This window comes from Shinella sp. WSC3-e (assembly GCF_945994535.1).
Classification (GTDB): Bacteria; Pseudomonadota; Alphaproteobacteria; order Rhizobiales; family Rhizobiaceae; genus Shinella; species Shinella yambaruensis.
This window is the reverse complement of the sequence record NZ_OZ000530.1, coordinates 2644090-2669244: the sequence shown is the minus strand read 5'-3', so window position 1 is coordinate 2669244 and position 25155 is coordinate 2644090. Positions and strand designations below refer to the sequence as shown.

Sequence of the window (25155 nt, the reverse complement as noted above, 5' to 3'; positions counted from 1 at the left end):
TTTAGGGAGGACAAGACCATGGCCAGAGCCGTCTCGACAAGACGAACCGCCGTCTTCACCATCGCCGCCTGGATCATCGCGCTGATCCTCTTCTTCCCGATCCTCTATACGATCATCACCTCGTTCAAGTCCGAGACCGAGGCGATCCAGGGCTTCGACATCCTGCCGTCGGGCACGGTGGAGAGCTACGCGGCCGTGCAGGCGCAGAGCAACTACTTCAAGTTCTTCCTGAACTCGGTGATCATCTCGGTCGGCTCGACGCTGCTGGCGCTCTTGATCGCCGTGCCGGCGGCCTGGTCGATGGCCTTCTCGCCGACGAGAAGGACCAAGGACATCCTGATGTGGATGCTGTCGACCAAGATGATGCCGGCCGTCGCCGTGCTGGTGCCGATCTACCTGATCTTCCGCGACACGGGCCTGCTCGACAGCCGCGTGGGGCTCACCGTCATGCTGACGCTGATCAACCTGCCGATCGTCATCTGGATGCTCTACACCTATTTCCGCGAGATCCCCGGCGAGATCCTGGAGGCCGCGCGCATGGACGGGGCGTCGCTGTGGGGCGAGATCGTCTACGTGCTGACCCCGATGGCGGTGCCGGGCATTGCGTCCACCATGCTGCTCAACATCATCCTCGCCTGGAACGAGGCCTTCTGGACGATCCGGCTGACGACGACGAACGCCGCGCCGCTGACCGCCTTCATCGCCTCGTTCTCCAGCCCGCAGGGTCTGTTCTGGGCCAAGCTCTCGGCGGCCTCGACGCTCGCCATCGCCCCGATCCTGATCATGGGCTGGTTCAGCCAGAAACAGCTTGTCCGCGGCCTCACCTTCGGCGCCGTGAAGTAACGAAACAGACGGGAGGGACCATCATGGGCAAGATCATCCTTAAAAAGGTCAACAAGAGCTTTGGCGCCACGCAGGTCATTCCGGGCATCGACCTGACGATCGAGGACGGCGAGTTCGTCGTCTTCGTCGGCCCGTCGGGCTGCGGCAAGTCCACGCTGCTGCGCCTCATCGCGGGCCTGGAGGACACGACGAGCGGCACGATCGAGATCGACGGCAAGGACGTGACATCGGCCGCGCCCGCCAGGCGCGGGCTCGCCATGGTGTTCCAGTCCTATGCGCTCTATCCGCACATGACGGTGAAGAACAACATCGCCTTCCCCCTGAAGATGGCCAAGACCGATCCGGCCGTCATCGAGAAGAAGGTGGCGGAAGCGGCGCGCGTCTTGAACCTGACCAACTATCTCGAACGCCGCCCGGGCCAGCTGTCCGGCGGCCAGCGCCAGCGCGTGGCGATCGGCCGGGCGATCGTGCGCGAGCCCTCGGCCTTCCTGTTCGACGAGCCGCTCTCCAACCTCGACGCGGCGCTGCGCGGCACGATGCGGCTGGAGATCTCCGAGCTGCACCACCAGCTGAAGACGACGATGATCTACGTCACCCACGACCAGGTGGAGGCGATGACCATGGCCGACAAGATCGTCGTGCTGAACGCCGGCAACATCGAGCAGGTCGGCTCGCCGCTCGATCTCTACAACAAGCCGGACAACCTGTTCGTCGCCGGCTTCATCGGCTCGCCGCGCATGAACTTCGTCAAGGGCGAGGCGGCCAGGCCCTGGAACGCCCCGACCGTCGGCATAAGGCCGGAGCATATCCGCCTGTCCAAGGAGGGCGGCACCTGGAAGGGCGTCGTCGGCGTCGCCGAGCATCTCGGCTCCGACACCTTCCTGCACGTCAATGCCGAGGCCATCGGCATGGTCACCGTGCGCGCCGGCGGCGACTTCCCCGTAACACACGGCGACACCGTCTTCCTAACGCCAGACGAAACGCGAATCCATCGCTTCGACCAAAACGGGAACGCCAGCCGATGAAACGGCTCGCGGGCAAAAGCGCGCTGATCACCGGGTCGGCGCGCGGCATCGGCCGCAGCTTCGCGGAGGCCTATATGCGCGAGGGCGCGCGGGTCGCCATCGCCGACATCGACATCGGGCGGGCGCAGGCGACGGCAGGCGAGATCGGGCCGGCCGCCTACGCGGTCGAGATGGACGTGACACGGCAGGCGTCGATCGATGCGGCCATCGCGACCTGCGTTAAGGAGGCCGGCGGCATCGACATCCTCGTTAACAACGCCGCGCTGTTCGACCTCGCGCCGATCGTCGAGATCACGCGGGAGAGCTACGACAGGCTGTTCTCGATCAACGTCGCCGGCACGCTCTTCACCCTCCAGGCGGCGGCAAGGCAGATGATCGCGCAAGGGCGCGGCGGCAAGATTATCAACATGGCGAGCCAGGCCGGGCGGCGCGGCGAGGCGCTGGTCGCCGTCTATTGCGCGACGAAGGCGGCGGTCATCAGCCTCACCCAGTCGGCGGGGCTGGACCTCATCAAGCACGGCATCAACGTCAATGCGATCGCGCCCGGCGTGGTCGACGGCGAACACTGGGACGGCGTCGACGCGCTCTTTGCGAAATACGAGAACCGGCCGCTCGGCGAGAAGAAGCGGCTGGTCGGCGCAGAAGTGCCCTTCGGCCGCATGGGAACGGCGGACGACCTGACGGGAATGGCGATCTTCCTCGCCTCGCAGGAGAGCAACTATATCGTCGCGCAGACCTACAATGTCGACGGCGGCAACTGGATGAGCTGAGGCCCGCCACGCGGACCTCGCCTCGCAATAGACCGGACAACCGGAAGGAATGGACCATGACCACGAAACTGTCGCTCGCCACCCTCGATGCGGTCGAAAAGACCGCAGGCGTTCCGGCCTATGGACGCGGCGACCTTGCCGCGGGCATCGTGCATTTCGGCGTCGGCAATTTCCACCGGGCGCACCAGGCGGTCTATCTCGACGACCTCTTCAATCTCGGCCTCGATCATGACTGGGCGATCATCGGCGCCGGCGTGCTGCCGTCCGACGCGGCGATGCGCGACAAGCTGGCCGGCCAGGACTTCTTGACCACCGTCGTCGAGCAGGACAACAACCGCTCCGGCGCGCGCGTCACCGGCGCGATGATCGGCTACCTCGCGCCCGGCAATGCGGCGACGACCATCGCCCAGCTGGCGGACCCGGCGATCCGCATCGTCTCTCTGACCATCACCGAAGGCGGCTATTTCATCAATCCCGCTTCCGGCGTCTTCGATCCGGCCCATCCGGCGATCGCCGCCGATGCCGCCCAGCCGGCGGAACCCAAAACGGTCTTCGGCCTCATCCTCGCCGGCCTCAAGGCACGCAAGGACAAGGGCATTGCGCCCTACACCGTCATGTCCTGCGACAACATTCCGGGCAATGGCGAGGTGACGCATGCGGCGGTCTCCGGCCTCGCCCGTCTTTCCGATCCCGATCTCGCCGACTGGATCGACGCCAATGTGGCCTTCCCGAACGGCATGGTCGACCGCATCACGCCGGCGACGGGCCCGCGCGAGATCGGCATCGTGGCGGAGGAGTACGGCATCGACGATGCCTGGCCGGTCTTCTGCGAGGAGTTCAAGCAGTGGGTGCTGGAGGATCATTTTCCGCAAGGCCGCCCGGCGCTGGAAAAGGTCGGCGTGCAGTTCGTGCCCAATGTCGCGCCCTATGAGCACATGAAGATCCGCATCCTCAATGGCGGCCATGCGGCGATCGCCTATCCGGCGGCGCTGCTCGATATCCATTTCGTGCACGAGGCGATGGAGGATCCCGACATCCGCGCCTTCCTTGCCAAGCTCGAGCGCGAGGAAATCATCCCCGTCATCCCGCCCGTGCCGGATACGAACCTCAACGACTATTTCTCGCTGATCGAACGCCGCTTCTCCAACCCCAAGATCGCCGACACGATCCCGCGGCTCGCGCAGGACGGCTCCAACCGCCAGCCGAAATTCATCCTGCCCTCCACCGCCGACCGGCTGTCGCGCGGCGAGGACGTCATCGGCCTCTCGCTCGTCTCGGCGCTGTGGTGCCACTATCTCGCCGGCACAACGGACAGCGGCAAGGACATCGCCTTCAACGATCCCAATATCGAGCGCGTCCGCGCGGCGGCGACGGCGGCCAAGAGCGACCCGGGCGCCTTCCTCGCCCTGAAGGACATCTTCGGCACGGTTGCCGCGTCCGACCTCTTCGCCGGGCGGTTTGCCCATGCGCTCCGGTCCCTCCAGCAGAAGGGCACGCGGTCGACGCTGAAGGCCTATCTGGACGACAGGCTGGTGAATTGAGGAAATCCCCACACATCCGGGGCTTTCCAACGAAGGGAGCAGACAGTACCACGGGGGCCTGACAATGGAACGGGACGTCATGGCCGCCAAACAGACAGAACTGGTGATCTTCGATTGCGACGGCGTGCTCGTCGACAGCGAGCCGATCTCGATTGCGGTGCTGGTCGAGGCGCTGGCCGCGGCGGGCGTCGCGATGAGCGCAGAGGAGGCCCATGAGCGTTTCCTCGGCCGCAGCCTGAAGAGCATGTCGGAAATCCTGCATGCCGATTACGGCCTGGCGATCGATGCGGCCTTTCTGGAAGCGATGCGAAAAGTGCTCTACGAGCGGTTCCGCACCGAGCTGCAGCCTATCGACGGCATTGCCGAAACGGTGGACGGGCTCGGCATCGCCCATTGCGTGGCCTCCTCCAGCCAGCTCGAGCGTATCCGCCTGTCGCTTTCCGTCACTGGCCTTATCGACAGGTTCGAGCCGAACATCTTCAGCGCCAGCATGGTCGCGCGCGGCAAGCCGGCGCCCGATCTCTTCCTGCATGCCAGCGCGGCCATGGGCGTCGCGCCCGGCCATTGCGTGGTGGTGGAGGACAGCCCGGCCGGTATCACGGCGGCGAAATCCGCCGGCATGCGGGTGGTCGCCTTCACCGGCGGCTCCCATGCGCGCACGCCGCGCCACCGCGACGCGCTGCTGAGCCTCGGCCCCGATGCCCTGTTTGACGACATGCGGGAATTGTTACAGTTTGTCCGCAAGGAAGAGGCCGGCGGGAAAGAGCATTGATGCGCGATCTGATCGTTGCGGTGGACATCGGCACGGGCAGTGCCCGGGCCGGCGTATTCGACCGGAGCGGCACTCTGCTGGGACGCTCCGAACATCCGATCGCCCTGCGCCGGCCCAGCGTGAACCACGCCGAGCATGATTCGGAGAACATCTGGCAGGCGGCCTGCACGGCGATCCGGGCGGCCCGTGCGCTTGCGGGCGTCGAGGCGGACCGTATCGCCGCGCTCGGCATCGACGCGACCTGCTCGCTCGTCGTCAGGGATACGGCGGGGCGGCCGCTGGCCGTCTCCGGCGGCGAGGAGGCCCGCTGGGACACGATCGCCTGGTTCGATCACCGCGCGCTGGAGGAGGCCGACCTCTGCACGGCGACGGAGCATCCGGCGCTGCTCCATTCCGGGCGTATCATGTCGCCGGAAATGGAAATGCCCAAGCTGATGTGGCTGAAGCGCCACCGGCCGGAACAATGGGTGAAAACGGGCCATGTCTTCGATCTCGCCGATTTCATGGCGTGGCGGGCGACGGGCGTGAATGCCCGCTCGCGCTGCACGATGACGGCGAAATGGAACTATCTCTCCCATGAAAAACAGCCGTGGAACGACGGTTTCCTGAAGGCGATCGGCCTTGAGGACCTGCGCGAACGCGGCGCGCTGCCGCAGGAGACGCTGGCGGTCGGCGCGGCTGTCGGGCGCCTTGCGCCGGAAGCGGCCGCGGAGCTTGGCCTTGATACCGGCTGCGTGGCGGCGGCCGGCCTCATCGATGCCTATGCCGGCACGCTCGGCGTGCTCGGGCCCTTTGCCGGCGCACCGGAGGCGCTGGAGCGGCAGCTCGCCCTCATCGGCGGCACGTCGAGCTGCATCGTCGCCTTCTCGCGCGAGAAGCGGTTCGGGTTCGGCATGTGGGGCCCCTACTACGAGGCGGTGCTGCCGGGCTGGTGGCTGGTCGAGGGCGGCCAGTCCGCGACGGGGGCGCTGCTCGACCATATCGTGCGCACGCACAGCGCGGGCGGCGAGCCTTCGGCGGCGAACCATGCGCGCATCGTCGCGCGCATTCGCGAAATGCAGGCGGAGGAGGGCGAGGCGTTCGCCGCGCGGCTGCATGTTCTGCCGGATTTTCACGGCAACCGCTCGCCGCTGGCCGATCCGCATGCGCTCGGCGTGATCAGCGGCCTTTCGCTCGATGCCTCCTTCGATGGGCTCTGCCGCCTCTACTGGCGGACCTCGGTCGCCATCGCGCTCGGCATCCGCCACATCCTCGAAAAGCTCGGCGCCGGCGGCTATCCGCTCGATACGCTGCATGTCACCGGCGGTCATGTGCGCAATCCGCTGCTGATGCAGCTCTACCGGGATGTCACCGGCTGCCGGGTCGTGGTGCCGGAGACCGGCGATGCGGTGCTGCTCGGGACGGCGATGGCGGCGGCAGTTGCCGGCGGGCTCCATGCCGATCTGCCGGCCGCGGGACGGCAGATGTATCCGGGGAGCAGCACCCTTCTTCCCGATCCCGCCCGCAAGGCCGGTTATGACCGGGATTATCGCCGGTTCCTCGCACTCCACCGGCACAGGGCCGAGCTGGAAGCGATCGACTGACGGCGGCGTGAAAAAAATTCCGACCGGCTGGAACCAAATCGTGCGCTGCGGGTTTTCCTTGCGTCACCGGTCAGCGCATATCCCCCAAATGCGAGGCCCTCGACCGGTGATCGACCACGATACCGTGTCCCCCTCCGGTCCGTGGATACTCAAGCAGCCAGTGTCTCCCAGACGCTGGCTGTTTTCTTTGGCGCGTGAGAAGTCCGGGCGAGAAACCCGAGGGTGGCGAGAGTGCGTCCTGCTGCCCCAGAATCCAGATAAATAAAGGCGGCGGTGGGCGTGCCTCCCACCGACCCAGAATCCAGTTAAATAAAGGCGGCGGTGGGCGTGCCTCCCACCGCCGCCGGCCGCGCCGCCGCTGCGGCCGTCCGGGAGCGAGATCAGGCCGCGGCGCGCGCTTGCGGGGTGAAGAGGAGAGCCTGGTTGATGAGTACTTTCACCTGCTCCGGATTGAACGGTTTGGAAACGAGGAAGGCCGGTTCCGGCCGCTCGCCGGTGAGCAGCCGCTCGGGATAGGCGGTGATGAAGATCACGGGAATGTCCGTGCGGGCGAGGATGGAATTGACCGCATCGATGCCGGAGCTTCCGTCGGCGAGCTTCACGTCGGCGAGGACGAGGCCGGGCCGGCTGTCGCTCCAGAGCATTTCGGCCTCGGCCTGCGTGCGGGCGATGCCGGTGACGCGATGGCCCATGCCGTTGACCATGTGGGCAAGGTCGAGGGCGATCAGCGGTTCATCCTCGATGATCATGATGCCGGTCTCCGCCTGTGCCGCGATTTCCGCGAAGGCGGCGTTGAGAAGGGCGCGGATGGCGCTCACCTCCGCGTCGAGGATTTCCGCCGTCTTCTCGACCGTAAAGCCTTCGACCGTCGCCAGCAGCAACGCCTGGCGGCCGAGCGGGGGCACGCCGGAAAGGTCGAACGGGGCCTCGGTGCCGGGCGTGATGGCGACGGTGCTGCGGCTCACCGAAACGGGCAGGGAGGAAATGATGCGGCTGAGAAGGCCGAAGAGCTTCGCCTTGTCGTCCTCGCCCTCCGGCATGACGGAGGGGTCGATGAGAATGGTTTCGAGGGTGGCTGCCACATAGGCGTCGCCGGAAGGCTGCGTTCCGGTGAGGGCGCGGGCATAGCGGCGAAGCGCCGGAAGGTGCGGCCCGATACGGTCGGAAATCGGCATGAGGGTCCCCTGTTTAGAAATTGTTGCAATGGCAGTTGACGGTTTGAACGCGGAAGCCAAATTAAGGTTCCGGTGCCGGGAACTTTTTTTGACGCCGGGCATTTTCACGCCGAATTCGTCGCAAGGCGCAGATGAAAGATGAGAGTGGCACTGTGAACAGCGTGGACAAGAAAAGAGGCGGGAAGCGATCCCCCGCGAGCGAAGACCCTAATGCGCAGATTGCGATGAAGCTTCGCGCCTTCTACCATCAGGTACAGGATGAGGCGCTTCCCCAAAGGTTCCTGGATCTTCTCGAGAAACTGGATGCTGTGGAAAGCCGCGTCCAACGGGCCGAGTGAGGATACGATGGATCAGGAACAGACGACGTTCAAGCGGGAACTGCTGGCAGTCCTGCCGAGCTTGCGTGCCTTCGCCATTTCGCTGATTGGCCGGCACGACCAGGCCGACGATCTCGTGCAGGACACGATCATGAAGGCCTGGGCCAAGCAGGAACAGTTCGAGATGGGCACGAACATGAAGGCCTGGCTCTTCACGATCCTGCGCAACGAGCTTTACAGCAAGATGCGCAAGCGCGGCCGCGAGGTGCAGGATTCGGACGGCCTCTTCACGGAGAACATGGCGCAGCATCCCTCGCAGTACGGCTCGCTCGACATGCAGGATTTCAAGAAGGCGCTGGAAAAGCTGCCGGACGAGCAGCGTGAGGCGATCATTCTCGTCGGCGCTTCCGGTTTTTCCTACGAGGAGGCGGCCGAAATCTGCGGCTGCGCGCTCGGCACGATCAAGAGCCGCGTCAACCGCGCCCGCCAGCGCCTGCAGGAGCTCTTGCAGGTGAGCGGGGAAAGCGACTATGGCCCGGATGCGGTTTCGGCGCCGATCACGTCGCGCGCCTTCGCATCCTGACGGAACACCCGCCGCCCGCGATCCTGCGGGCGGCGGGATAAATTGAGGGGGATTGGGGCGAAGAGCGTCCACCGGCGAAAGCCAAGGGTGAAACCGGGCGCGGAATCGCATACCGAAGGCGCATGAAGGACAACGTTCTGACATTATCGTCCGATGTTGCAGCGGTTCTGGACGCTCCAGGCCGCCTGGCGGCGCTCGACGCCGCGGTGCCGGTCTTTCTCGGCCCCGATCCCGATTTCGACGACATCGCCGGCCTCGCGGCGGGGCTCTTTTCCGCGCCGATCTCTCTTGTCACCATTCTCGGTCGTACGGATCAATGGTTCCTTTCGCGTCAAGGCACGCCGGAAATCCGTGCGCCGTCGGAAGATTCCTTCTGCGCGCGCATGATTGCCGAAAGCGCGTCGGAGCCGCTTGTCATCGCCGACGCATGCAAGGATGCGCGTTTTGCCCGGCTGCCGAGCGTCAATGGCGAGCCGCACCTTCGCTTTTATGCCGGGGCACCGATCATCGTGGACGGCCAGCCGATCGGCACGGTCTGCGTCTTCGACGTCAGGCCGCGCGGACGCACCGCCCCGGACCTCGTGCTGCGGCTGAGGCAACTGGCCTCGCTTGCCGGTTCGCTCATCACGCTGAAGGATGAGGCCCGGCGGCGCATGCTGGCCGCCGAGGCGCTTTCGCGTGACGAGAAGCGCCATGCCCTGGCGCTCGATGCGGCGAATGTCGCAAGCTGGCTGTGGGATCTTTCGACGGGCATGGTCTCCGGCAACGAGACCTTCTATCGCATGCTCGGCGTCAAGCCGGCCAGGCCCATGCGGGCGCGCAAGTTCTTCACCGCCGTGCATCCGGGAGACCGCAAGGTCACCATCGGCCGCCTGCGCGATGCGCTCGCCTCGGGCAAGGAATATGACGGTCTCTTCCGGGCCGCCAAATCCGGCCGCTGGCTGCTCGGACGCGGGCGGGTGCACGAATGGGATTCAGACGGGCGGCCGACGGTGTTCCTCGGAATCAATGTCGATGTCACGGACGGGCAGCTTGCCTCCGAACGCACGCGGCTCCTGCTGCGCGAGCTCAACCACCGGGTCAAGAACACGCTGGCCATGCTGCAGTCGCTCGCCCGACAGACCCTGCGCCAGACGAGCGATCCGGTCGAGTTCATGGATGCCTTCGCCGGCCGCCTGCAATCCCTCTCCGAGGCGCATGGCCTGCTCAGCGACCACGAATGGGGCGTCATCCACCTGAAGATGCTGCTGCAGAAGCAGATCATGCCCTATGCGATCGACTATGACAGCCAGATCGAGATCCACAAGGACGAGGTGGAGCTGGGACCGGACCAGGCGGTCGGCCTCGGCCTCGTCCTGCACGAGCTTGCCACCAATGCCCGCAAATATGGCGCGCTGTCGGTGCGCTCGGGCAAGGTGGTGATCACCGCCCGCGTGGTGAAGGAAGACGACCAGCGCGTGCTCAACATGACCTGGCACGAGGTCGGCGGCCCGCCGGTCAAGCCGGACGGGCGGCGCGGCTTCGGCTCGGTGCTGATCGAGCGCAGCCTCGACAAGGTCCTCGGCAGCAGCGTGCATGTCGAGTATCTGCCGAAGGGCGTGACGGCGGTCATCCGCATGCCGCTCTGAGCGGCATGCCCTTTCGCGAATATCGGGAAGATCAGTCGTCGTCGCGGCGGGATTTCGGCGCGAGCAGGAAGCCGAGGGCGAGCGCGACGGCGGTCGCGGCAAAGGGCTTCTTCATGGCGACGGTTGTGGCTGCCGCCATCAGGTCGCGGCGCGCGGCCAGCTGCTGGCGGCGGATGCGGCGCAGTTCGCGCTCCCGCTTGTTGCGCATGGCGACGACCGCCAGCACGATAAGGGCGAGCAGCAGGAAGCCGCCGGCGAGGCCGAAGAGCGCCGGCACGGTGCCATAGCGCTGGGCGAGCAGCACGGCGGTGGCGACAACGCCGAGACCATAGGCGGTGACCAGCAGAAGGCCGATCGCAGCGCCGGCGATCGCATTGCGCTTGGCGACGTCCATCGTCTCGTCGACACGGTCGGTGACGCGGGTGACGAGGTTTTGCAGGAGAATGGCCCCCAGTGAAAGCATGCCTTTGACGCTCCGCATAGGAAGGGACGCCGGCCGGCGTCCCGGGATCGTGGGAGGATGGGATCAGCGCCGCAGGAGGGCGGCGAGGAGGAATCCGGCAGCGGCTGCGACACCGAGCGTCGCGAGCGGATGCTCCTTCACCGCCTTGCGGGCGCGGCGGCCGGAATCGCGATAGCGTTCCTGGAACTCGGCAAGGATGTCCTCGCCGGCGGCGATCATGTCGCGGATGTCGCCTTCGGCGCGATCCTTCAGGTCGTGCGCGGCTTCGCTCGCCTGGGCCCTTGCGGCGCGGGCCTTCTTGCGGATGCCGCTTGCCCCGCTCGTGGCGTCGTCGGCGAGCAGCTTGGCGAGGGAGGCGATCTCCGCGCGCAGGTCCGCGATCTGCTCCTCGACGGCCTGGGCTTCGTCATGAAGCCCGTTGCGAAGGCTCTTGCTGCGCGATGAAAACAGTCCGGTGGCCATGCCGTTTCTCCTTTTGCGGTCGCCCGCGGATGCGCGGGCCGAACAGCGCTCCACCCCCTTGGCGGAACGGTTTTTCCGTGCAGACAACGGCGACGGGAGCAAAAGGTTCCGTAAGACGCTGGAAAATCAGGCCGAAGCGGTGTGCGGCAGAACGAAGGGCACGCCGGTCGCGGGCACGCCGTTGATGCGCATGCGGCAGCCGAACACCGCCTCCATCGCATCGTCGGTCATCACCTCGGCGGGCCGGCCGGCGCGTTCGATGCGGCCGCTCTTCATCATCACCATGTGGTCGGCGAACATGGCGGTGAGGTTGAGGTCGTGCATGACGGCGATCACGCCGCCGCCGCCTTCGCAGTAGCGCCGGGCGAGGGTCATGATCGTCAGCTGGTGGCGGATGTCGAGGGCGGAGACCGGTTCGTCCAGCATCAGGAAGCAGGGCTCGCCGTCGAGCACGGGTTCCCAGATCTGCGAGAGCACGCGGGCGAGCTGCACGCGCTGCTGCTCGCCGCCGGAAAGCTCCTGGTAGAAGCGGCCGGCAAAGCCCGCGAGATCGACGGCGGCGAGCGCCTCCGCGGTGATCGCGTCGATGCGTTCGGCATGGCGGTTCGGGCCGACGGTGAGGCCGAGGCGGACGATCTCGCGCACGGTGAAGGGAAAGGCGATGGTGGCGGCCTGCGGCAGCACGGCGCGCTTGACGGCGAGCTGCCAGGGCTCCAGCGAGGCCAGCGCGTGGCCGTTGATGCTGATCTCGCCCTTGCTGGGCAGTTCACCGGCGACCGCCTTCATCATGGTCGTCTTGCCGGAACCGTTCGGGCCGACGATGGCGGTCAGCTGGCCGGCCCTGGCCTCCAGCGACACGCCGTGCACGATTGTCTTGCCCGAAAGGCTGACCGTGAGGTTTCTTGCGGTGATCATGATCTTACCAGCCGTTCCTCGTGCGGTCGCGCAGCAGCACCCAGAGGAAGAACGGCGCGCCGGCCAGCGCCGTGATGATGCCGATCGGCAGTTCGGCGGGCGCCACGATGGTGCGGGCCAGCATGTCGGCACCGAGCATCAGCACGCCGCCGAAAAGGGCCGAGGCCGGCAGCAGGTAGCGGTGATCCGGGCCGATGACGATGCGCAGGAGATGCGGCACGACGATGCCGACGAAGCCGATGCCGCCGCTGACGGCGACCGAGGCGCCGACCGCAGCGGCGACGGAGACGACGGCGATGTATTTCAGCCGCTGCACCTTGACGCCCATATGGAAGGCGGCCGCCTCGCCGAGGGTGATGGCATTGAGCCCGCGCGACAGGAACGGCACGACGAGAAGCGCGAGCAGGATGATCGGCCCGGCGGCGAAGAGCTTCGCCCAGGTCATGCCGGAAAGCGAGCCGAGGCTCCAGAAGGTGATGTCGCGCAGCTGCTTGTCGTCGGCCATGTAGATGAGGATGCCGGTGATGGCGGCGGCGAGCGCGGAAATCGCGATGCCGGCGAGCAGCATGGTGGCGACGGAGGTCTGGCCGCCGCGCGTGGCGATGCGGTAGAGCAGCAGCGTCGTCAGAAGACCGCCGGCGAAGGCGGCGAGCGGCAGGGCGAAGGCGCCGAGCGCGATCATCACGCCCGCCGGCAGGCTCGCGCCGAGCACGATCATCAGCACCGCGCCGAGGGCGGAGCCGGAGGAGATGCCGACGAGGGCGGGATCGGCGAGCGGGTTGCGGAAGAGGCCCTGCATGACCGCGCCGGACATGGCGAGCGCCGCGCCGATGAGGAAGCCGAGCAGGGCGCGCGGCATGCGGATGTCGAAGACGATGATGCGGTCGCGCACGCTGAGCGCCGTGTCCTCCGCGCCGCTCAAGAGCGCGCCGATGACGTTGATGGCCGAGGCGTCGGAGGCGCCGGTGGCGATCGACAGGGCGAGCGCGACGGCCGAGACGACGACAAGGGCGACGAGCGTCAGGCGCGCCATCGCCGTGCGGTCGCCGGCCGCCCGGGACTGAACGGAGCGCATCAGGAAGGAACCGCGTGCGTCCTTGCCGCGCACGGCGTCATTGAGAGACATTGCCATAAAGTTCTTTGTTGAGGTCGCGGATGGCCGAGGCGGTGCGCGGGCCGAAGCCGAGCAGATGCAGGCTGTTCGTGCGCAGGACCGCCTTGCTGGCGGCGGCCGGCGTCACCGAGATCGCCGGATGGGCGAGGATTTCCTCGTCGCTGCTGCCGGCGCCGGGGCGCGTCATGACCATGACGACATCGGGCCGCGCCTTGATGATCGCCTCGTCGCTCAGCGGCTTGTAGCCTTCGAAGGCGCCCTCCGTCGCGTTGATCGCGCCGGCAAGACTGATGATGCCGTCGGCTGCCGTGTGGCTGCCGGCCGCCATGACCCTGCCGTTCTGGAAGCTGAGGATGAACAGCACGCGCTTGCGCTCGCTTTCCGGCCGCTTGGCGGCATCGGCAACGGCCGCGTCGAGATCGGCGGCGACCGTCGTCTCCAGCTCCTTCGCCTTGTCCGCCACGCCGAGGAACTTTCCGACGACGTCGATCTTCTTGAGGATCGCCGCGCGGTCATAGCCTTCCGGCACGATCTCGAAGGGGATGCCGGCGCTCTTCAGGACGGCGAGCGCATCCGGCGGGCCGCTGCCCTCGACGGCGAGGATCGCCGTCGGGTTGACGGCGATGACGCCTTCCGGCGACAACTGGCGCATATAGCCGACATCGGGGAGCTTCAGCGCTTCCTCGGGGAAGGTGCTGGTCGAGTCGCGGGCAACGAGGCGGTCGCCTTCGCCGAGCGCGTAGACGATCTCCGTCACCGCGCCGCCGATGGCCACCAGCTTCGAGCTGTCGACCTGCTGCATCTCCTGGGCGACGGCCTTGCGGATGAAGCCGTTCGAGCCCGTCGCCGCGAGCGGCAGGAGCAGGGGGGCGGAGAGGGCGAACACGGTGAGGGCCACTTCCCACGGGCGGGCGCGGCGGAAATCGAAGCTCTTGCTCATGATCGTGGTCCTTCGCGGGTAACCGGCGCGCCCCTGCAAAACACGGGAACGCGCCACTCGTCTTTATCTGCGGCGGTCTCAGGCCGCGACGCTGTCGGGGCGCGGCAGGCTGTCGAGGATCTCGCGCCAGTCGGCGCGCTCCGCCATGCCTTCCTTGCGCTTGCCGAAGAACTGGATGATCATCTCGCCGCTGGCGTCATAGGCCTCCAGCGAGGTGACGTGGCCGTCGACGGTCGGCTTGCGCACCACCCAGCACTCGGCGATGTGGTCCATGCGCAGGTGCATGTGGAAGGTCGGGTCCATGACGTTGAGCCAGGGGCCCATCGGCTGGATGTTCTTCACCGGGCCGGTGTGAATCTGGATCGTGCCGTGATTGCCGACGAAGCACATGATGTCGGCGTCGCGCTCGGCGGCCGCGCGCATCAGGTGGCCGACGGCATCGGCGGCGACCTGCCGGGCGAAATCCTCGCCGACGCTGCGCACCGCGTCCTGGCGGCCGATCTTCAGCTTCTTCAGCATGCCGAAGAACTGGTGGGTGTCGGTCATCGCCGCCCAGTTCTCACGCAGGGCCGCCACGTCCACCGGTCCGGTCTCCTCGACCTTCTCGGACAGGACCTCGACGAAGTCCTGCGACTGGTCTTCCAGGCGGAAGTCGGCGACGATGGCCTCGTAGGCTTGAAGGTTGGAGGCGGGGCGCAGGTGCACCTTGTGCACGGCGACGCCCGCCTTGTCGAAGAACTGGAGGCTGCGGCGCATCTGTTCCCCGTCCGTCTTGGTCACGGCAAAGCCATGCGCCCAGGTGCCGGGGAAGATGCGCAGGTCGATGTTCTCGCCGAGCACGATCGAGGCGTGCTTGCCGGTGTTGATCTTCTCGAAGACGCCGATCTTCTCGTGCACCACGCTCTCGTTGCGGGTCAGCGCCATGACCTCGCCGAGCGCTTCCGAACGCTCGAGGAAGCGGTTGGCGTCGCCGTCGATGCGCACCGCCGTCAGCCCCACCTCGGCCGCGACGAGCGCGGCTTCCGAAATGCCGAGCGTGGCTGCGATATCGCGCTCGCGCATCTTCGGGTTCTCGGCGCGGAAGGCGCGGATTTCGGCGGGGGTCGGTCGGGTCGTGTTGGTCATGGGCTCGGCCTTGATCGAGTTTCCTGTCGCCTGCTCCGGTCCCGGTAAATTTTGTTGGAGGAACAGGGGTTTGACGCGGATTTTGCGTTTACTATCTTGACTTCATTACTCATATTTATCTATGCACGCAATACCGGTACGATAAAGTCATGTTAATTCTGGCACTCACCGGTTAGACTGACCGCGGCCGTCGTTCTCGGCCGACAGCAAATCGATATGAAACAGGCGAGTTCATGACCGTACGCACCCTTCTTCTTTCCGCGATGCTTTCTGCTGCCGCCATCACCAGTGCCGCAGGCCAGGAGGCCGCAGCGTCCAGGGGACTGGACGTGGAACTGAACGCCCTTGCAGGCTCGCAGAAGGGCTGCCTCTTCACCTTCGTCGCCGCCAACGGTTTCGCGCAGGACGTCTCGAAGGTCTCCTTCGAATTCGTCATCTTCAACGACAAGGGCACGGTCGAGCGCCTGGCGCTGCTCGATTTCCGCGACCTGCCGGCGGGCAAGTCCAAGGTGCGCCAGTTCGACGTGCCGGGCATCAAGTGCGAGACGGTGAAGAACCTCCTGATCAACGACGCGCCGGTCTGCGAGGGCGAGGGCATCGAGAAGGGGCGCTGCATGGACGGCATCGTGACGCGCAGCAAGGCAACGGCCGGCCTCGAAGGTTGAGTATCGGGTAACGCGGCGCATGAGGTGCCGCGACGCATGAAACGGAATGACGGGTGATATCATGTCTGGAAGCAAGTGGCTCTGGCTCGGCGCGGGGACCCTTTCCCTGCTGGCGCATGCCACCGCGGCCGCGATCCTCACCATGGCGCCTGCGCCGGAGGAAGATCAGGCGCTGATCGCCGGCGGTGTCGTCGCGGAAGTGGCCATGCTCGGCAACGGCGCCTTCGAGGCGGTGGAATCCGGCAATCCCGAAGACACGATCACGCCCGAGACGATCCAGCCCGACGTTACCGAGCCGGTGCCGCAGGAAGTGGCGGAAATCCAGCCGACCGAAATCGAGCCGGAAGTGACCGAGGTGATGACGCCGACGGATCCGATCACCTCCGAGCCGGTCGAGGAACTCGTCGTGCCGTCGTCCGAAGTGGAGATCGCCGCGATTCCGGTTCCGGAAATCAAGCCGGAGATCCAGCCGGACGAAGAGATCAAGCCGGTTCCGGAAGTGAAGAAGGAAGAGCCGGTCAAGAAGGTCGAGCGCAAGAAGCCGAAGGAAAAGCCGGTCCGCAAGGCCGGCGAGAAGGGCAAGGCGAAGCAGAACGCCACCCGTGGCGAGGTCGACGGCTCGGTGGACGTGAAGTCCGCGGCGGTCGGCGGCCAGAAGAAGGGCAATTCGTCGGTGGCCGGCAACGCGGCCGTCACGAACTATCCGGGCAAGGTGCGCAACAAGATCAACCGCGCCAAGCGGCGCGTCTCGGGCGGCGACCGCGGTAGCGTGGTGGTGAGCTTCACCGTCAGCGCCAGCGGGGCGGCGAGCGGCATCCGCGTCGCGCGCAGCTCGGGCATCGCGGCGCTCGACAGGGCGGCGGTCGATTCGGTGCAGCGCGCGGCGCCCTTCGCCAAGATTCCCGAGGCTGCCGGAAAATCCTCCTGGGCCTTCAACGTGCCGATCGTCTTCAACTGAGGCGCGCATTCCCGTCGTGATCCATCCGGCGGGGATTTTTTGCACGAAAATATGACTTTCATAGTCATGTTTATACTTTACTCTGAAAATCAAGTTTTGTAGGTTGCCCCTCGAACTGAGGCTCCGCCGACGCGGAGTGCCAAAGGGGACCATGCATGAACTATGTGACTGCAGGCCGCGCCGAAGCGGTCTTGAAATCGATGATCGCCGAGCGTGACCGGCGCATTGCGGACCTGGAGCGCCAGGTCGCAGCACTCAAGAAGCAGATTGCGACACCGCAGGAGACGACGGCGGCGGTCGCGCCGGCCGCGGCCCCGCGGGTCGAGATACGGGCGCCGCAGGCGCCCCGCAGCGTGGAAGTCACCAAGATCAAGCGCCGGACCGGCGAAGCGGAGAGGAAGGCGATGCGCGAGAAGCACAGGCAGCAGCAGGCCCGCCAGCAGACGGAAACGGCTGACAAGGCGGATGGCAAGGCGGGCCTCGAGGGGCGCAGCTTCCTCTATGTCGGCGGCCGGGACTGCCAGGTGGCGCATCTGCGCCAGATCGCCAGTTCCTATGGCGCCAACCTCATCCACCATGACGGCGGCCTGCGCGAGGCGGTTTCCCGCATCGACAACGTCCTGCCCTCGGTCGACTGCGTCTTCTGCCCCATCGACTGTATCAGCCATGATGCCTGCATCCGCGTGAAGACGGGCTGCAAGAAGTGGGAGAAGGCCTTCGTGCCGCTGCGCAACGGCAGCAAATCCTCCTTCGAGCGCGCCCTGCAGAGCATGAGCCAGGGAGAGACCACCCAGTGAATGAAGAAAGACCCGACGCCTTCATGATGATCGGCCTGCACAAGCTGGCCGCCCAGAACGGCGACGGCCTTGTGCCGGAACTCTATGCCCTCCTGACGCGCCGGGCGGATATGCTGGAAAGCGAGAATGTCACGGAATTCCCGCTGGCAAGCGCCCGCCCGCCGGCGCGCACTGCAAGCTTCGAGGGCACGCCGGCTCTTGAAGCGCGCAACGACAATGTCGTAGCCTTCCCGCAGCCGCGCCGCCTGCGGCGGGATTCGCTCTGACAGGACGCCTTTCCGGCAAACGTGCAAAGTGGCTTGCATCCGGGATCGCGGTCGAAAAGGATAGGTCTTTCCATGTTCTTTGCCATGAACCGCTTCCGGATCGCCATCGGTCACGAAGAGGCCTTCGAGGCTATCTGGAAGGGGCGCGATTCGAGCCTTGACGAGATGCCGGGCTTCCAGTCCTTCCATCTCCTCAGGGGCGACACCAATGCGGAAGAGGGCTTCACCCTCTTCGCCTCCCATTCGGTCTGGTCGAGCAAGGACGACTTCATCGCCTGGACCAAATCGGAAAACTTCCGGCAGGCGCACAAGAACGCCGCGGCCGACAAGGGCATCTATCTCGGCCCGCCGAAATTCGAAGGCTTCAGCGTCGTCGAGGGCGCATGAGCGGGATCGATGATCCCGACCGCATCGAGGTGCTGCCGGTCCTGCCGTCGCTCGATATCGACGAGACACGGGGCTTCTACACGACGCTGCTGGGCTTCGGCGAGGTCGTGTACCGGGCGGACGACTACCTGATCGTCCGACGCCCCGGCATGGAGCTGCATTTCTGGCGCACCGACGACCGGACGCTCTGCGAGCGCACCTCCGTCTATTTGCGCGGCGGCGGCATTGGCGAGCTTCATCGCGAGTTCAGCGCCCGGAATGTGCCGACGCTGTCGGCGATGACGGTGCGGCCGTGGAACATGGAAGAGTTCCACATCCACGATCCGCACGGCAATCTCCTGCGTTTCGGGCGCATTCCGAAGCGCTGATCTCAGTGTTCCCTGCGCGGCGGCAGGAAGGCGCCGAGCGCCACCGCCAGCCACCCTGCCATCATGGTGACGCCGCCGGTCGGGGCGGACATGGGAAAGAGACCGTGCCCTGCGAAATGACGCAGGACGAGATCGCCGGCAAAGAGCGCGGTGCCGAGCGCAAGCAGCAGGGACGCAAGCGCCGCCGTGCGCAGGCCTGGCCAGGCGGCATGAAGCGCCACCAGCGCCGGGGCATGGGCAAGGCACATGGCGGAGGCGCCGGCCATCAGGCGCGGATCGCTGCCATGCGAGGCTGCGGCGGCGGTGATGACGCCTGTCAGCCCCATCAGGCCGGCAACGAGGAGGCTCGCGGAGCGGAGCGAAAACGACATCGGGCTATTCCTGGTTCTGCATGTGATGGGCGAGCCGCGTGACGGGCTCCAGGATGATGGCGCGCAGGCCTTCGCTCGGCACGGTCTCCTCCAGCGCGCGGATGAAACAGAGCAGCCATTCGTCGCGCTCGGCCGGGCCGATCGGCGCCACGAAATGGCGGCGGCGCAGCATGGGATGGCCGCGCTTTTCCGTGTAGAGCGGCGGCCCGCCGAGCCATCCCGTCAGGTATTCGTAGAGTTTTTCCTCGCTGCCGGAAAGGTCCGGCGGGTGGATCGCGCGGCAGCGCGCGGCTTCCGGCAATGTGTCCATCAGCACGTAGAAGCGGTGCGTCAGCGCCCTGACGGCCGTATCGCCGCCGATCGCCTCGTAAAGGGTGATCGTCTCGCCCTGACGCTGCTGGTTGTCGGTCGTGTCCGTCATGGGTCTCTCCCGTTTCCCCGGTCTTACCGCCCGCATCCGCGGCAGGCAATGCCGGCTATTCGCCTGCGACGAAGCGCGCCGTCCCCCGCATTTTCAGCGTGATTGACAAGAAACCGTCTAGACGGTATGTTTATGGTATGAGCAAGGCCCACCACCGCAAGAAGCACCCGGAAGCCGTCCGCCAGCAATTGCTGGAGGTCGCGGCGAAACTGTCGCTGGAGAAGGGGCCGGCGAGCGTGACGCTCGACGCGGTCTCCCAGGCGGCGGGTGTCAGCAAGGGTGGCCTTTTGCACCATTTCCCGAACAAGCTGTCGCTGCTCGACGGCCTGTTCACCGATCTGACGGACAAGTTCGACCGGGCGATCGCCGACAGGATGCGGGACGACCCGGAGCCGAAGGGCCGCTTTACCCGCGCCTATATCTCGGTCTTCTTCCTGCCGGAGGGGCTGGCCGACGGCGAGAAGTGGAAGGTGCTGACCGTCGCGCTCATTTCCGAGCCGCACCTGCGCGAGCGCTGGCGACAATGGGTGGAGCGATACCTTGCGGAAAATGTCGGCACGGATTCCGCGCTCGACGCCATGCTGGTGCGCTACGCCGTGGACGGTCTCTGGCTTGCCGATCTTCTCGGCTCGCCGACCATGGATGCGCCAACCCGCGCCGCCATGCTGGACCGGCTCTTGGCGCTGACGCGCTCCTGATCCCCGATACGATTTGCGCCCGCGGGCGCCAGAGAAACGCCATGAACCTCACCTCCGTCTACGCCGCCCTCGTCGTCGCCATCGTCTTCGAAGTGCTGGGCACCTCGGCCATGCAGGCCGCGCAGCATTTCACGCGGGTCGTGCCGACCGCCATGATGGTGGTCTGCTACGCCATCGCCTTCTTCTTCCTGTCCTGGAGCCTGCGCTATGTGCCGGTCGGCATCACCTATGCCATCTGGAGCGGGCTCGGCATCGTGCTGATCTCGTTCGTCGGCTATTTCGTCTTCGGCCAGAAGCTCGATCTTGCCGCCGTTCTCGGCCTCGGCCTCATCATTGCCGGCGTGCTTGTGCTGAACCTTTTCTCCAAATCGACATTCCACTGAAAGACGACGGGAATCGACAAGACCCCCGCTTGCCAAGAATCGGGTCTGTCTCTATCGGTTCCGCCGAATTGAAAGCGGTTTCAATTTTTGGCTCAGAGGAACGGCACATGGCAATACGCACCATCGTATGGGGTGAGAACATCCACGAGCAGACCAACGAGATCGTGCGTTCGATCTATCCGCACGGCATGCACACCACCATTGCCGAAGCGCTGAACCGGGACCCGGCGATCAGCGCCGGCACGGCGACGCTGCAGGAAGCCGAGCACGGCCTTGCCGAGGCGCGGCTTGCCGAGACGGATGTGCTCGTCTGGTGGGGGCACAAGGACCATGGCGCCGTCAGCGATGACGTCGTCGAGCGCGTGGCGAGACGGGTCTGGGAAGGCATGGGCCTCATCGTCCTCCATTCCGGCCATTTCTCGAAGATCTTCAAGCGGCTGATGGGCACGCCCTGTGCCCTGAAATGGCGGGAGGCCGGCGAGCGCGAGCGCCTCTGGGTCATCAATCCGCGCCATCCGATCGCCGAGGGTCTCGGCGAGAACTTCGTGCTGGAAAACGAGGAGATGTATGGCGAGCAGTTCTCCGTGCCGGAGCCGCTGGAGACGGTGTTCATCTCCTGGTTCGCCGGCGGCGAGGTTTTCCGGTCCGGCATGACCTGGCGCCGCGGCGCCGGCAACATCTTCTATTTCCGCCCGGGCCACGAGACCTATCCGACCTATCACGATGCCACCGTGCAGAAGGTGCTCGCCAATGGCGTGAAATGGGCCTTCAACCCGCAGGGCACCTACACGGCGATCCATGACGCACCGAACGTGCCGGTCGAAAAGGCGCTGGAGCCGATCGTCGAGCGCGGCCCAAAACTGCATGAAGCCGGCGAAGCCGGATATCGCTGAGGAAACAATGCGCCTGCTCGTTCTTGGAACCGGCGGCATGGCCAATACCCATGCCCAGCACTTTGCCGCGATCGATGGCGTCGACCTGGTCGGCGCCGTCGATGTGGACCCCCTGCGCGCCAAGGCCTTTGCCGACACGCACGGCATTCCCAACGTCTTCACCTCGCTGGAGGACGCCATCGCCTGGAACGGCTTCGATGCCGCCACCAACGTGACGCCCGACCGCGCCCATCACCCGACCACCCTGGCGCTGCTCGCGGCGGGCAAGCATGTGATGTGCGAGAAGCCGCTGGCGGAAAACTATGCCAAGGCGGACGAGATGGCGCGCGCCGCCGAGGCCTCGGGTCTCGTCACCATGGTGAACCTCACCTACCGCAACGTGGCGCCCCTGCAGAAGGCGCGGGCGATGGTGCTGGCCGGCGAACTCGGCCATGTGCGCCATGTCGAGGCCTCCTACCTGCAAAGCTGGCTCGTCTCCAAGGCCTGGGGTAACTGGGCGACGGAAAGCCAGTGGCTCTGGCGGCTTTCCACCCGGCACGGCTCGAACGGCGTGCTCGGGGATGTCGGCATCCACATCCTCGATTTCGCCAGCTATGGCGCGGCGAGCGATGTGGAGCATGTCTTCGCGCGGCTGCGGGCCTTCGACAAGGCGCCGGACAACCGGATCGGCGAATACGACCTCGACGCCAATGACAGCTTCACCATGACCGTCGATTTTTCCAACGGCGCGCTCGGCGTCATCCATGCGAGCCGCTGGGCGACCGGCCACCTCAACGAGCTGCGCCTGCGCATGCATGGCGACAGGGGCGCCCTGGAGGTCATCCACACACCCGCAGGGTCGCGCCTGCGCGGGTGCCTCGGGGAGGATGTCGAGCAGGCCGTCTGGCGCGAGCTCGATGCCGGCACCGTGCCGACCAACTACGAGCGCTTCGCCGCCGCCGTGATGGCGGGCCGGCAGGTCGAGCCCGGCTTCCGCCATGCGGCCGAGCTGCAGAAGGTTCTGGACCTTGCGATCGAGACCGAAAGGGAACGCCGCGAGTTGAAGGTCTGACCTCAGGCCGGGGCGGGGCCGGTCGAGCCGCGAATGCGGAAATCGACGGGCCAGATCTCCTGCAGCGCCTCCGGCGCCTCGCCCTGCAACAGCCGCAGGACCATGTCGCCGATGCGTTCGCCCGCCGCGCGGATCGGCGATTGCGTCGTCGTGACGGATGGCACGAGGTTGTCCGGGCTGAGATAGGGGAAGACGTCGTCATGCGCGATGAGCGAGACATCCGCACCCACGGCAAGCCCCGCAATGCGGATCGCCCGCATGGCGCCCAGCGCCGACATCATCGAACCGGCAATGACCGCCGTCGGCGGCGCGGGGAGGGCGAGGAAAGCCTGCATTAGCCGGAAGCCGGTCTCGTCCGTGAATTCGCCATGGCCGACAAGGGCCGGATCGAGGATGAGGCCGCGTGCCTCGAGCGTCGTCCGGTACCCGCTGCTCCGGTCCTGCGCATAGGTGCTGGTCGTGTCGCCGTTGATGAGCGCGATGCGCCGGTGGCCGAGATCGGCAAGATAGCCCGCCGCCGTCTCGATCGCCCCGAAATTGTCGATGTCGAGAAAGGCGAAGGAGCGTTCCGCCGTGCTGCGCCCGTGCACGATGAAGGGTAGCGCCAAGGTCTGCAAAAGAGCGATGCGGGCATCCGCGCAGGCCGGCGTGTGGACGACCACCGCGTCCACCCGCTTGCTGGCGGCCAGCCGGCGATAGGCGGCGGCCTCTTCCGCCTCCGTCTCGACGGTCGATACGAGAATGTCGATGCCGTCCTCCTGCAGCCGGGTCGAGAGCCCGCCCATGAATTCACTGGAATGCGGCCCGAAGCGCCCGCCGCCCTGGAAGACCATGCCGATCGCGCCGGCCCGGCCGGTCGCCAGTCGCTGCGCGCTGATGTTCGGCCGGTAGCCGAGCTTTTCCGCCGCTTCCAGCACGCGTCGCCGTGTCTCGGGCCGCACCTCCGGATAGCCGCTCATCGCCCGGCTGACGGTGGTCTGCGAAAGGCCGATGCGGGCCGCAAATTCCTTGAGGTTCATCCTTCGTCCCTGGGCGCGGCCGGTCTGTTCCGGGCCTTTATGGCCCCTCCGGCACGCGGCGGCAAGCTGGGGCTTATATCCCGGTGAAGCCGGACCTTGCACGCCGACCGTCCGCTATGGTTGTGGGGTTGGGCTTGAATTCCCAGAATGACACGCTAAAGTGAAAATATTAACGACAGGGTTGTGGCGGGGCGAGCGTCACTCCAGGATTTTGATGTTTCCGTGATGGCGGCCGAGGCGGCCATTGCACTTCTTTCCGGGCGGGACGGTCCGGAAGACATTTGGCGATGATTTTCGGGGGAATGTCATGCAGGCGGGCTCGGACTTGCCGGCTGCAACGGGTTCGTCTGCGCGATTGGATCTGCAGCCTCAAAATCTCGGTGCACAGAATCTCGGCACACCCGCGCGTGGGTGGCTCTGGCGGACGCGGCGGGCGCGGGTCCGGGGACGTACGGGCGCGCCGCTCGTCTATTCCAGGGGGGAGAGCGGTCGCCGCCCGTCCTACCTGCGCGTCCTGGAGCGGCTTTTCGGCGCGCGCCGGGCCGGTTTGCGCGCCGTGCTTCTGTCGCGTGCGCCCGTTCTGTTCCTGATGGTGGAGGAGGCCTTCCTGCTCTATGTCGCGGTCAGCCTGCTGCGGGCCCTCACCGGGCGGCGGACGGCGGGCCTGCTGTTGCGGCCGATGCCGCTGTCGGTCTCGTCCCGCCGGTCCTGTCGCTGGAAACGCGCCGTCCTCCGGTGGCTGAAGCGTTTCCGCGCCATCCATACATTGACCATCCTTCCCTTCAGCGTGTTCCCTGCCTTTTCCACGATCGCGAAAGGCTGGATCTACGATTTCCAGCTCTGGGACCTGACGGACGAGGAGCGGGAGGCGGTGGAACTGCTGCGCAGCGAGCGGCAGCCGGGTGCGCGCCTGGTTCTGACGGCGATCGGCACGCAGAGCCGACGCAAGGGTTTCGACCTTTTCACCGACAGTTATGTGCGCGTTGCCGCCCTCAGGACGCGCTTCCAGTTCATTTCCTGCGGCAGGATCGAGCAGGCTGTCGACGACTATGCGGCGGCCTTCCGCGAGGCGGGCGGCGTTGCGGTGAACCGCAGCGTCTCGGATGCCGAACTGCTCGGAGCCTATGCCGCGAGCGATGCGATCTGGTGCTTCTATCCGCCCATCGGCGACCACGCCTCGGGCGTTCTCGGTCGGGCCGCGCAGCTCGGCATCCCGGCCGTCGTGCGCTACGGTTCCGTTGCCCATCGCCTGTGCATCGTCGAGAACATCCCGCATGTGCCGATGATGGCGGACGGGATCGCGGAGCGGCTGGCCGGCCCGCTGCCGCCGAGGGACGAAGCCCGCGGCCGCCTGGCCGCCGACCGGTTCGCCCGGCAGAGCGAGGCCACGCTGCGCGCCGCCCTCGGCCTTGCGGGCACGGACCCGCCGGCGCAGCCGCAAGCCTGACCCACAGGCGACGGCGAGCGAGGTTTTCGACTGCGGACGCGTCCGTCGGAAGAGATCACATGGACACCCTTCTCGGCGAGGGCAAGACGCACCGGCCGATGGAGCTGGTGCCGATATCGACTGACAAGGGTAGACTTCTGTAGCGTGTCGTCAATTGCAGGGCTTCAGCAGGCAA

The 25155-nt window shown here is 66.2% G+C and carries 30 protein-coding genes; 20 read left to right on the top strand and 10 right to left on the bottom strand.

Annotated features, from left to right (window positions below):
- Positions 1-18 precede the first annotated feature (18 nt).
- The 6 genes from AABF56_RS13195 (at position 19) to AABF56_RS13170 (ending at position 6534) form a co-directional block, all read left to right on the top strand.
- On the top strand, positions 19-843 hold the full coding sequence (locus AABF56_RS13195; RefSeq protein WP_245083430.1) for a carbohydrate ABC transporter permease: 825 nt from the start codon (positions 19-21) through the stop codon (positions 841-843).
- A 23-nt stretch (positions 844-866) separates the two neighbouring features.
- Positions 867-1868: an ABC transporter ATP-binding protein gene (locus tag AABF56_RS13190; RefSeq protein WP_272806197.1), complete on the top strand. Its 1002-nt coding sequence runs from the start codon at positions 867-869 to the stop codon at positions 1866-1868.
- A complete protein-coding gene (locus AABF56_RS13185; RefSeq protein ID WP_272806262.1) occupies positions 1865-2638 on the top strand; it encodes an L-iditol 2-dehydrogenase in 774 nt (257 codons plus the stop codon). Before AABF56_RS13190 ends, AABF56_RS13185 begins: the two co-directional genes overlap by 4 nt.
- A 56-nt stretch (positions 2639-2694) precedes the next feature.
- Positions 2695-4179, top strand: a complete 1485-nt coding sequence (locus AABF56_RS13180; RefSeq protein ID WP_272806261.1) for a mannitol dehydrogenase family protein — start codon at positions 2695-2697, stop codon at positions 4177-4179.
- Between the two features lie 79 nt (positions 4180-4258).
- Positions 4259-4951 carry an HAD family hydrolase gene (locus AABF56_RS13175; protein WP_272806260.1) on the top strand — a complete coding sequence of 231 codons (693 nt, stop codon included), beginning with the start codon at positions 4259-4261 and terminating at the stop codon, positions 4949-4951.
- On the top strand, positions 4951-6534 hold the full coding sequence (locus AABF56_RS13170; RefSeq protein WP_272806259.1) for an FGGY-family carbohydrate kinase: 1584 nt from the start codon (positions 4951-4953) through the stop codon (positions 6532-6534). Before AABF56_RS13175 ends, AABF56_RS13170 begins: the two co-directional genes overlap by 1 nt.
- 380 nt (positions 6535-6914) lie before the next feature.
- Here the strand turns inward: AABF56_RS13170 and AABF56_RS13165 are convergent, their stop codons facing one another.
- Positions 6915-7709: a response regulator gene (locus AABF56_RS13165; protein ID WP_272806258.1), complete on the bottom strand. Its 795-nt coding sequence runs from the start codon at positions 7707-7709 to the stop codon at positions 6915-6917.
- A 131-nt stretch (positions 7710-7840) separates the two neighbouring features.
- On the opposite strand from AABF56_RS13165, the gene AABF56_RS13160 reads away from it, so the two are divergent.
- The 3 genes from AABF56_RS13160 to AABF56_RS13150 all read left to right on the top strand — a co-directional run bounded on the left by AABF56_RS13160 (position 7841) and on the right by AABF56_RS13150 (position 10237).
- The gene (locus AABF56_RS13160) at positions 7841-8047 is read left to right on the top strand and encodes a NepR family anti-sigma factor (RefSeq protein WP_272806257.1); all 207 of its coding nucleotides are present in this window, start codon (positions 7841-7843) and stop codon (positions 8045-8047) included.
- Positions 8048-8054: 7 nt separating this feature from the next.
- The gene (locus tag AABF56_RS13155; protein ID WP_024270843.1) at positions 8055-8609 is read left to right on the top strand and encodes an RNA polymerase sigma factor; all 555 of its coding nucleotides are present in this window, start codon (positions 8055-8057) and stop codon (positions 8607-8609) included.
- A gap of 122 nt (positions 8610-8731) precedes the next feature.
- Entirely contained in the window at positions 8732-10237 is a 1506-nt protein-coding gene (locus tag AABF56_RS13150) for a sensor histidine kinase (protein ID WP_272806256.1), read from the top strand.
- 31 nt (positions 10238-10268) lie between these two features.
- Here AABF56_RS13150 and AABF56_RS13145 read toward each other — a convergent pair whose 3' ends face one another.
- From AABF56_RS13145 to AABF56_RS13120, 6 genes are all read right to left on the bottom strand, one after another.
- A complete protein-coding gene (locus tag AABF56_RS13145) occupies positions 10269-10700 on the bottom strand; it encodes a hypothetical protein (protein WP_245082223.1) in 432 nt (143 codons plus the stop codon).
- Between the two features lie 63 nt (positions 10701-10763).
- Positions 10764-11162: a glycine zipper domain-containing protein gene (locus AABF56_RS13140; protein WP_245082221.1), complete on the bottom strand. Its 399-nt coding sequence runs from the start codon at positions 11160-11162 to the stop codon at positions 10764-10766.
- A 126-nt stretch (positions 11163-11288) separates the two neighbouring features.
- Complete coding sequence (locus AABF56_RS13135) at positions 11289-12077, bottom strand: heme ABC transporter ATP-binding protein (RefSeq protein WP_245082219.1); 789 nt, start codon at positions 12075-12077, stop codon at positions 11289-11291.
- Between the two features lie 4 nt (positions 12078-12081).
- Complete coding sequence (locus AABF56_RS13130; RefSeq protein WP_272806255.1) at positions 12082-13203, bottom strand: FecCD family ABC transporter permease; 1122 nt, start codon at positions 13201-13203, stop codon at positions 12082-12084.
- A complete protein-coding gene (locus AABF56_RS13125) occupies positions 13190-14131 on the bottom strand; it encodes a heme/hemin ABC transporter substrate-binding protein (RefSeq protein WP_272806254.1) in 942 nt (313 codons plus the stop codon). Before AABF56_RS13125 ends, AABF56_RS13130 begins: the two co-directional genes overlap by 14 nt.
- A 78-nt stretch (positions 14132-14209) precedes the next feature.
- The gene (locus AABF56_RS13120; protein ID WP_272806253.1) at positions 14210-15256 is read right to left on the bottom strand and encodes a hemin-degrading factor; all 1047 of its coding nucleotides are present in this window, start codon (positions 15254-15256) and stop codon (positions 14210-14212) included.
- 233 nt (positions 15257-15489) lie between these two features.
- Here AABF56_RS13120 and AABF56_RS13115 point away from each other — a divergent pair, with 233 nt between their 5' ends.
- The 6 genes from AABF56_RS13115 (at position 15490) to AABF56_RS13090 (ending at position 18697) form a co-directional block, all read left to right on the top strand.
- On the top strand, positions 15490-15921 hold the full coding sequence (locus tag AABF56_RS13115; RefSeq protein ID WP_272806252.1) for a hypothetical protein: 432 nt from the start codon (positions 15490-15492) through the stop codon (positions 15919-15921).
- Between the two features lie 61 nt (positions 15922-15982).
- A complete protein-coding gene (locus tag AABF56_RS13110; protein WP_272806251.1) occupies positions 15983-16879 on the top strand; it encodes an energy transducer TonB family protein in 897 nt (298 codons plus the stop codon).
- A gap of 404 nt (positions 16880-17283) precedes the next feature.
- Positions 17284-17676, top strand: a complete 393-nt coding sequence (locus AABF56_RS13105) for a DUF2325 domain-containing protein (protein ID WP_443021159.1) — start codon at positions 17284-17286, stop codon at positions 17674-17676.
- Positions 17673-17942: a hypothetical protein gene (locus AABF56_RS13100; protein WP_245082203.1), complete on the top strand. Its 270-nt coding sequence runs from the start codon at positions 17673-17675 to the stop codon at positions 17940-17942. The genes AABF56_RS13105 and AABF56_RS13100 overlap by 4 nt, the downstream gene beginning before the upstream one ends.
- A 72-nt stretch (positions 17943-18014) precedes the next feature.
- Positions 18015-18329 carry an antibiotic biosynthesis monooxygenase family protein gene (locus tag AABF56_RS13095; protein ID WP_272806250.1) on the top strand — a complete coding sequence of 105 codons (315 nt, stop codon included), beginning with the start codon at positions 18015-18017 and terminating at the stop codon, positions 18327-18329.
- Positions 18326-18697, top strand: a complete 372-nt coding sequence (locus tag AABF56_RS13090; RefSeq protein WP_272806249.1) for a bleomycin resistance protein — start codon at positions 18326-18328, stop codon at positions 18695-18697. The genes AABF56_RS13095 and AABF56_RS13090 overlap by 4 nt, the downstream gene beginning before the upstream one ends.
- A 2-nt stretch (positions 18698-18699) precedes the next feature.
- On the opposite strand, the gene AABF56_RS13085 is transcribed toward AABF56_RS13090, so the two are convergent.
- Complete coding sequence (locus AABF56_RS13085) at positions 18700-19068, bottom strand: DUF423 domain-containing protein (protein ID WP_272806248.1); 369 nt, start codon at positions 19066-19068, stop codon at positions 18700-18702.
- A 4-nt stretch (positions 19069-19072) separates the two neighbouring features.
- On the bottom strand, positions 19073-19489 hold the full coding sequence (locus AABF56_RS13080; RefSeq protein WP_245082195.1) for a group II truncated hemoglobin: 417 nt from the start codon (positions 19487-19489) through the stop codon (positions 19073-19075).
- A gap of 137 nt (positions 19490-19626) precedes the next feature.
- Between AABF56_RS13080 and AABF56_RS13075 the strand changes: the two genes are divergently transcribed.
- From AABF56_RS13075 to AABF56_RS13060, 4 genes are all read left to right on the top strand, one after another.
- Complete coding sequence (locus AABF56_RS13075) at positions 19627-20187, top strand: TetR/AcrR family transcriptional regulator (RefSeq protein WP_272806247.1); 561 nt, start codon at positions 19627-19629, stop codon at positions 20185-20187.
- Between the two features lie 41 nt (positions 20188-20228).
- Entirely contained in the window at positions 20229-20570 is a 342-nt protein-coding gene (locus AABF56_RS13070; RefSeq protein WP_272806246.1) for an SMR family transporter, read from the top strand.
- A gap of 107 nt (positions 20571-20677) precedes the next feature.
- Positions 20678-21463, top strand: a complete 786-nt coding sequence (locus AABF56_RS13065; protein ID WP_272806245.1) for a ThuA domain-containing protein — start codon at positions 20678-20680, stop codon at positions 21461-21463.
- Between the two features lie 7 nt (positions 21464-21470).
- Positions 21471-22514 carry a Gfo/Idh/MocA family protein gene (locus tag AABF56_RS13060; protein WP_272806244.1) on the top strand — a complete coding sequence of 348 codons (1044 nt, stop codon included), beginning with the start codon at positions 21471-21473 and terminating at the stop codon, positions 22512-22514.
- 2 nt (positions 22515-22516) lie between these two features.
- Here AABF56_RS13060 and AABF56_RS13055 read toward each other — a convergent pair whose 3' ends face one another.
- Positions 22517-23533, bottom strand: coding sequence for a LacI family DNA-binding transcriptional regulator (locus tag AABF56_RS13055; protein ID WP_245082181.1), 1017 nt, complete (start codon positions 23531-23533; stop codon positions 22517-22519).
- Positions 23534-23888: 355 nt separating this feature from the next.
- On the opposite strand from AABF56_RS13055, the gene AABF56_RS13050 reads away from it, so the two are divergent.
- Entirely contained in the window at positions 23889-24980 is a 1092-nt protein-coding gene (locus AABF56_RS13050; RefSeq protein WP_272806243.1) for a hypothetical protein, read from the top strand.
- The last annotated feature ends 175 nt before the right edge of the window (positions 24981-25155 follow it).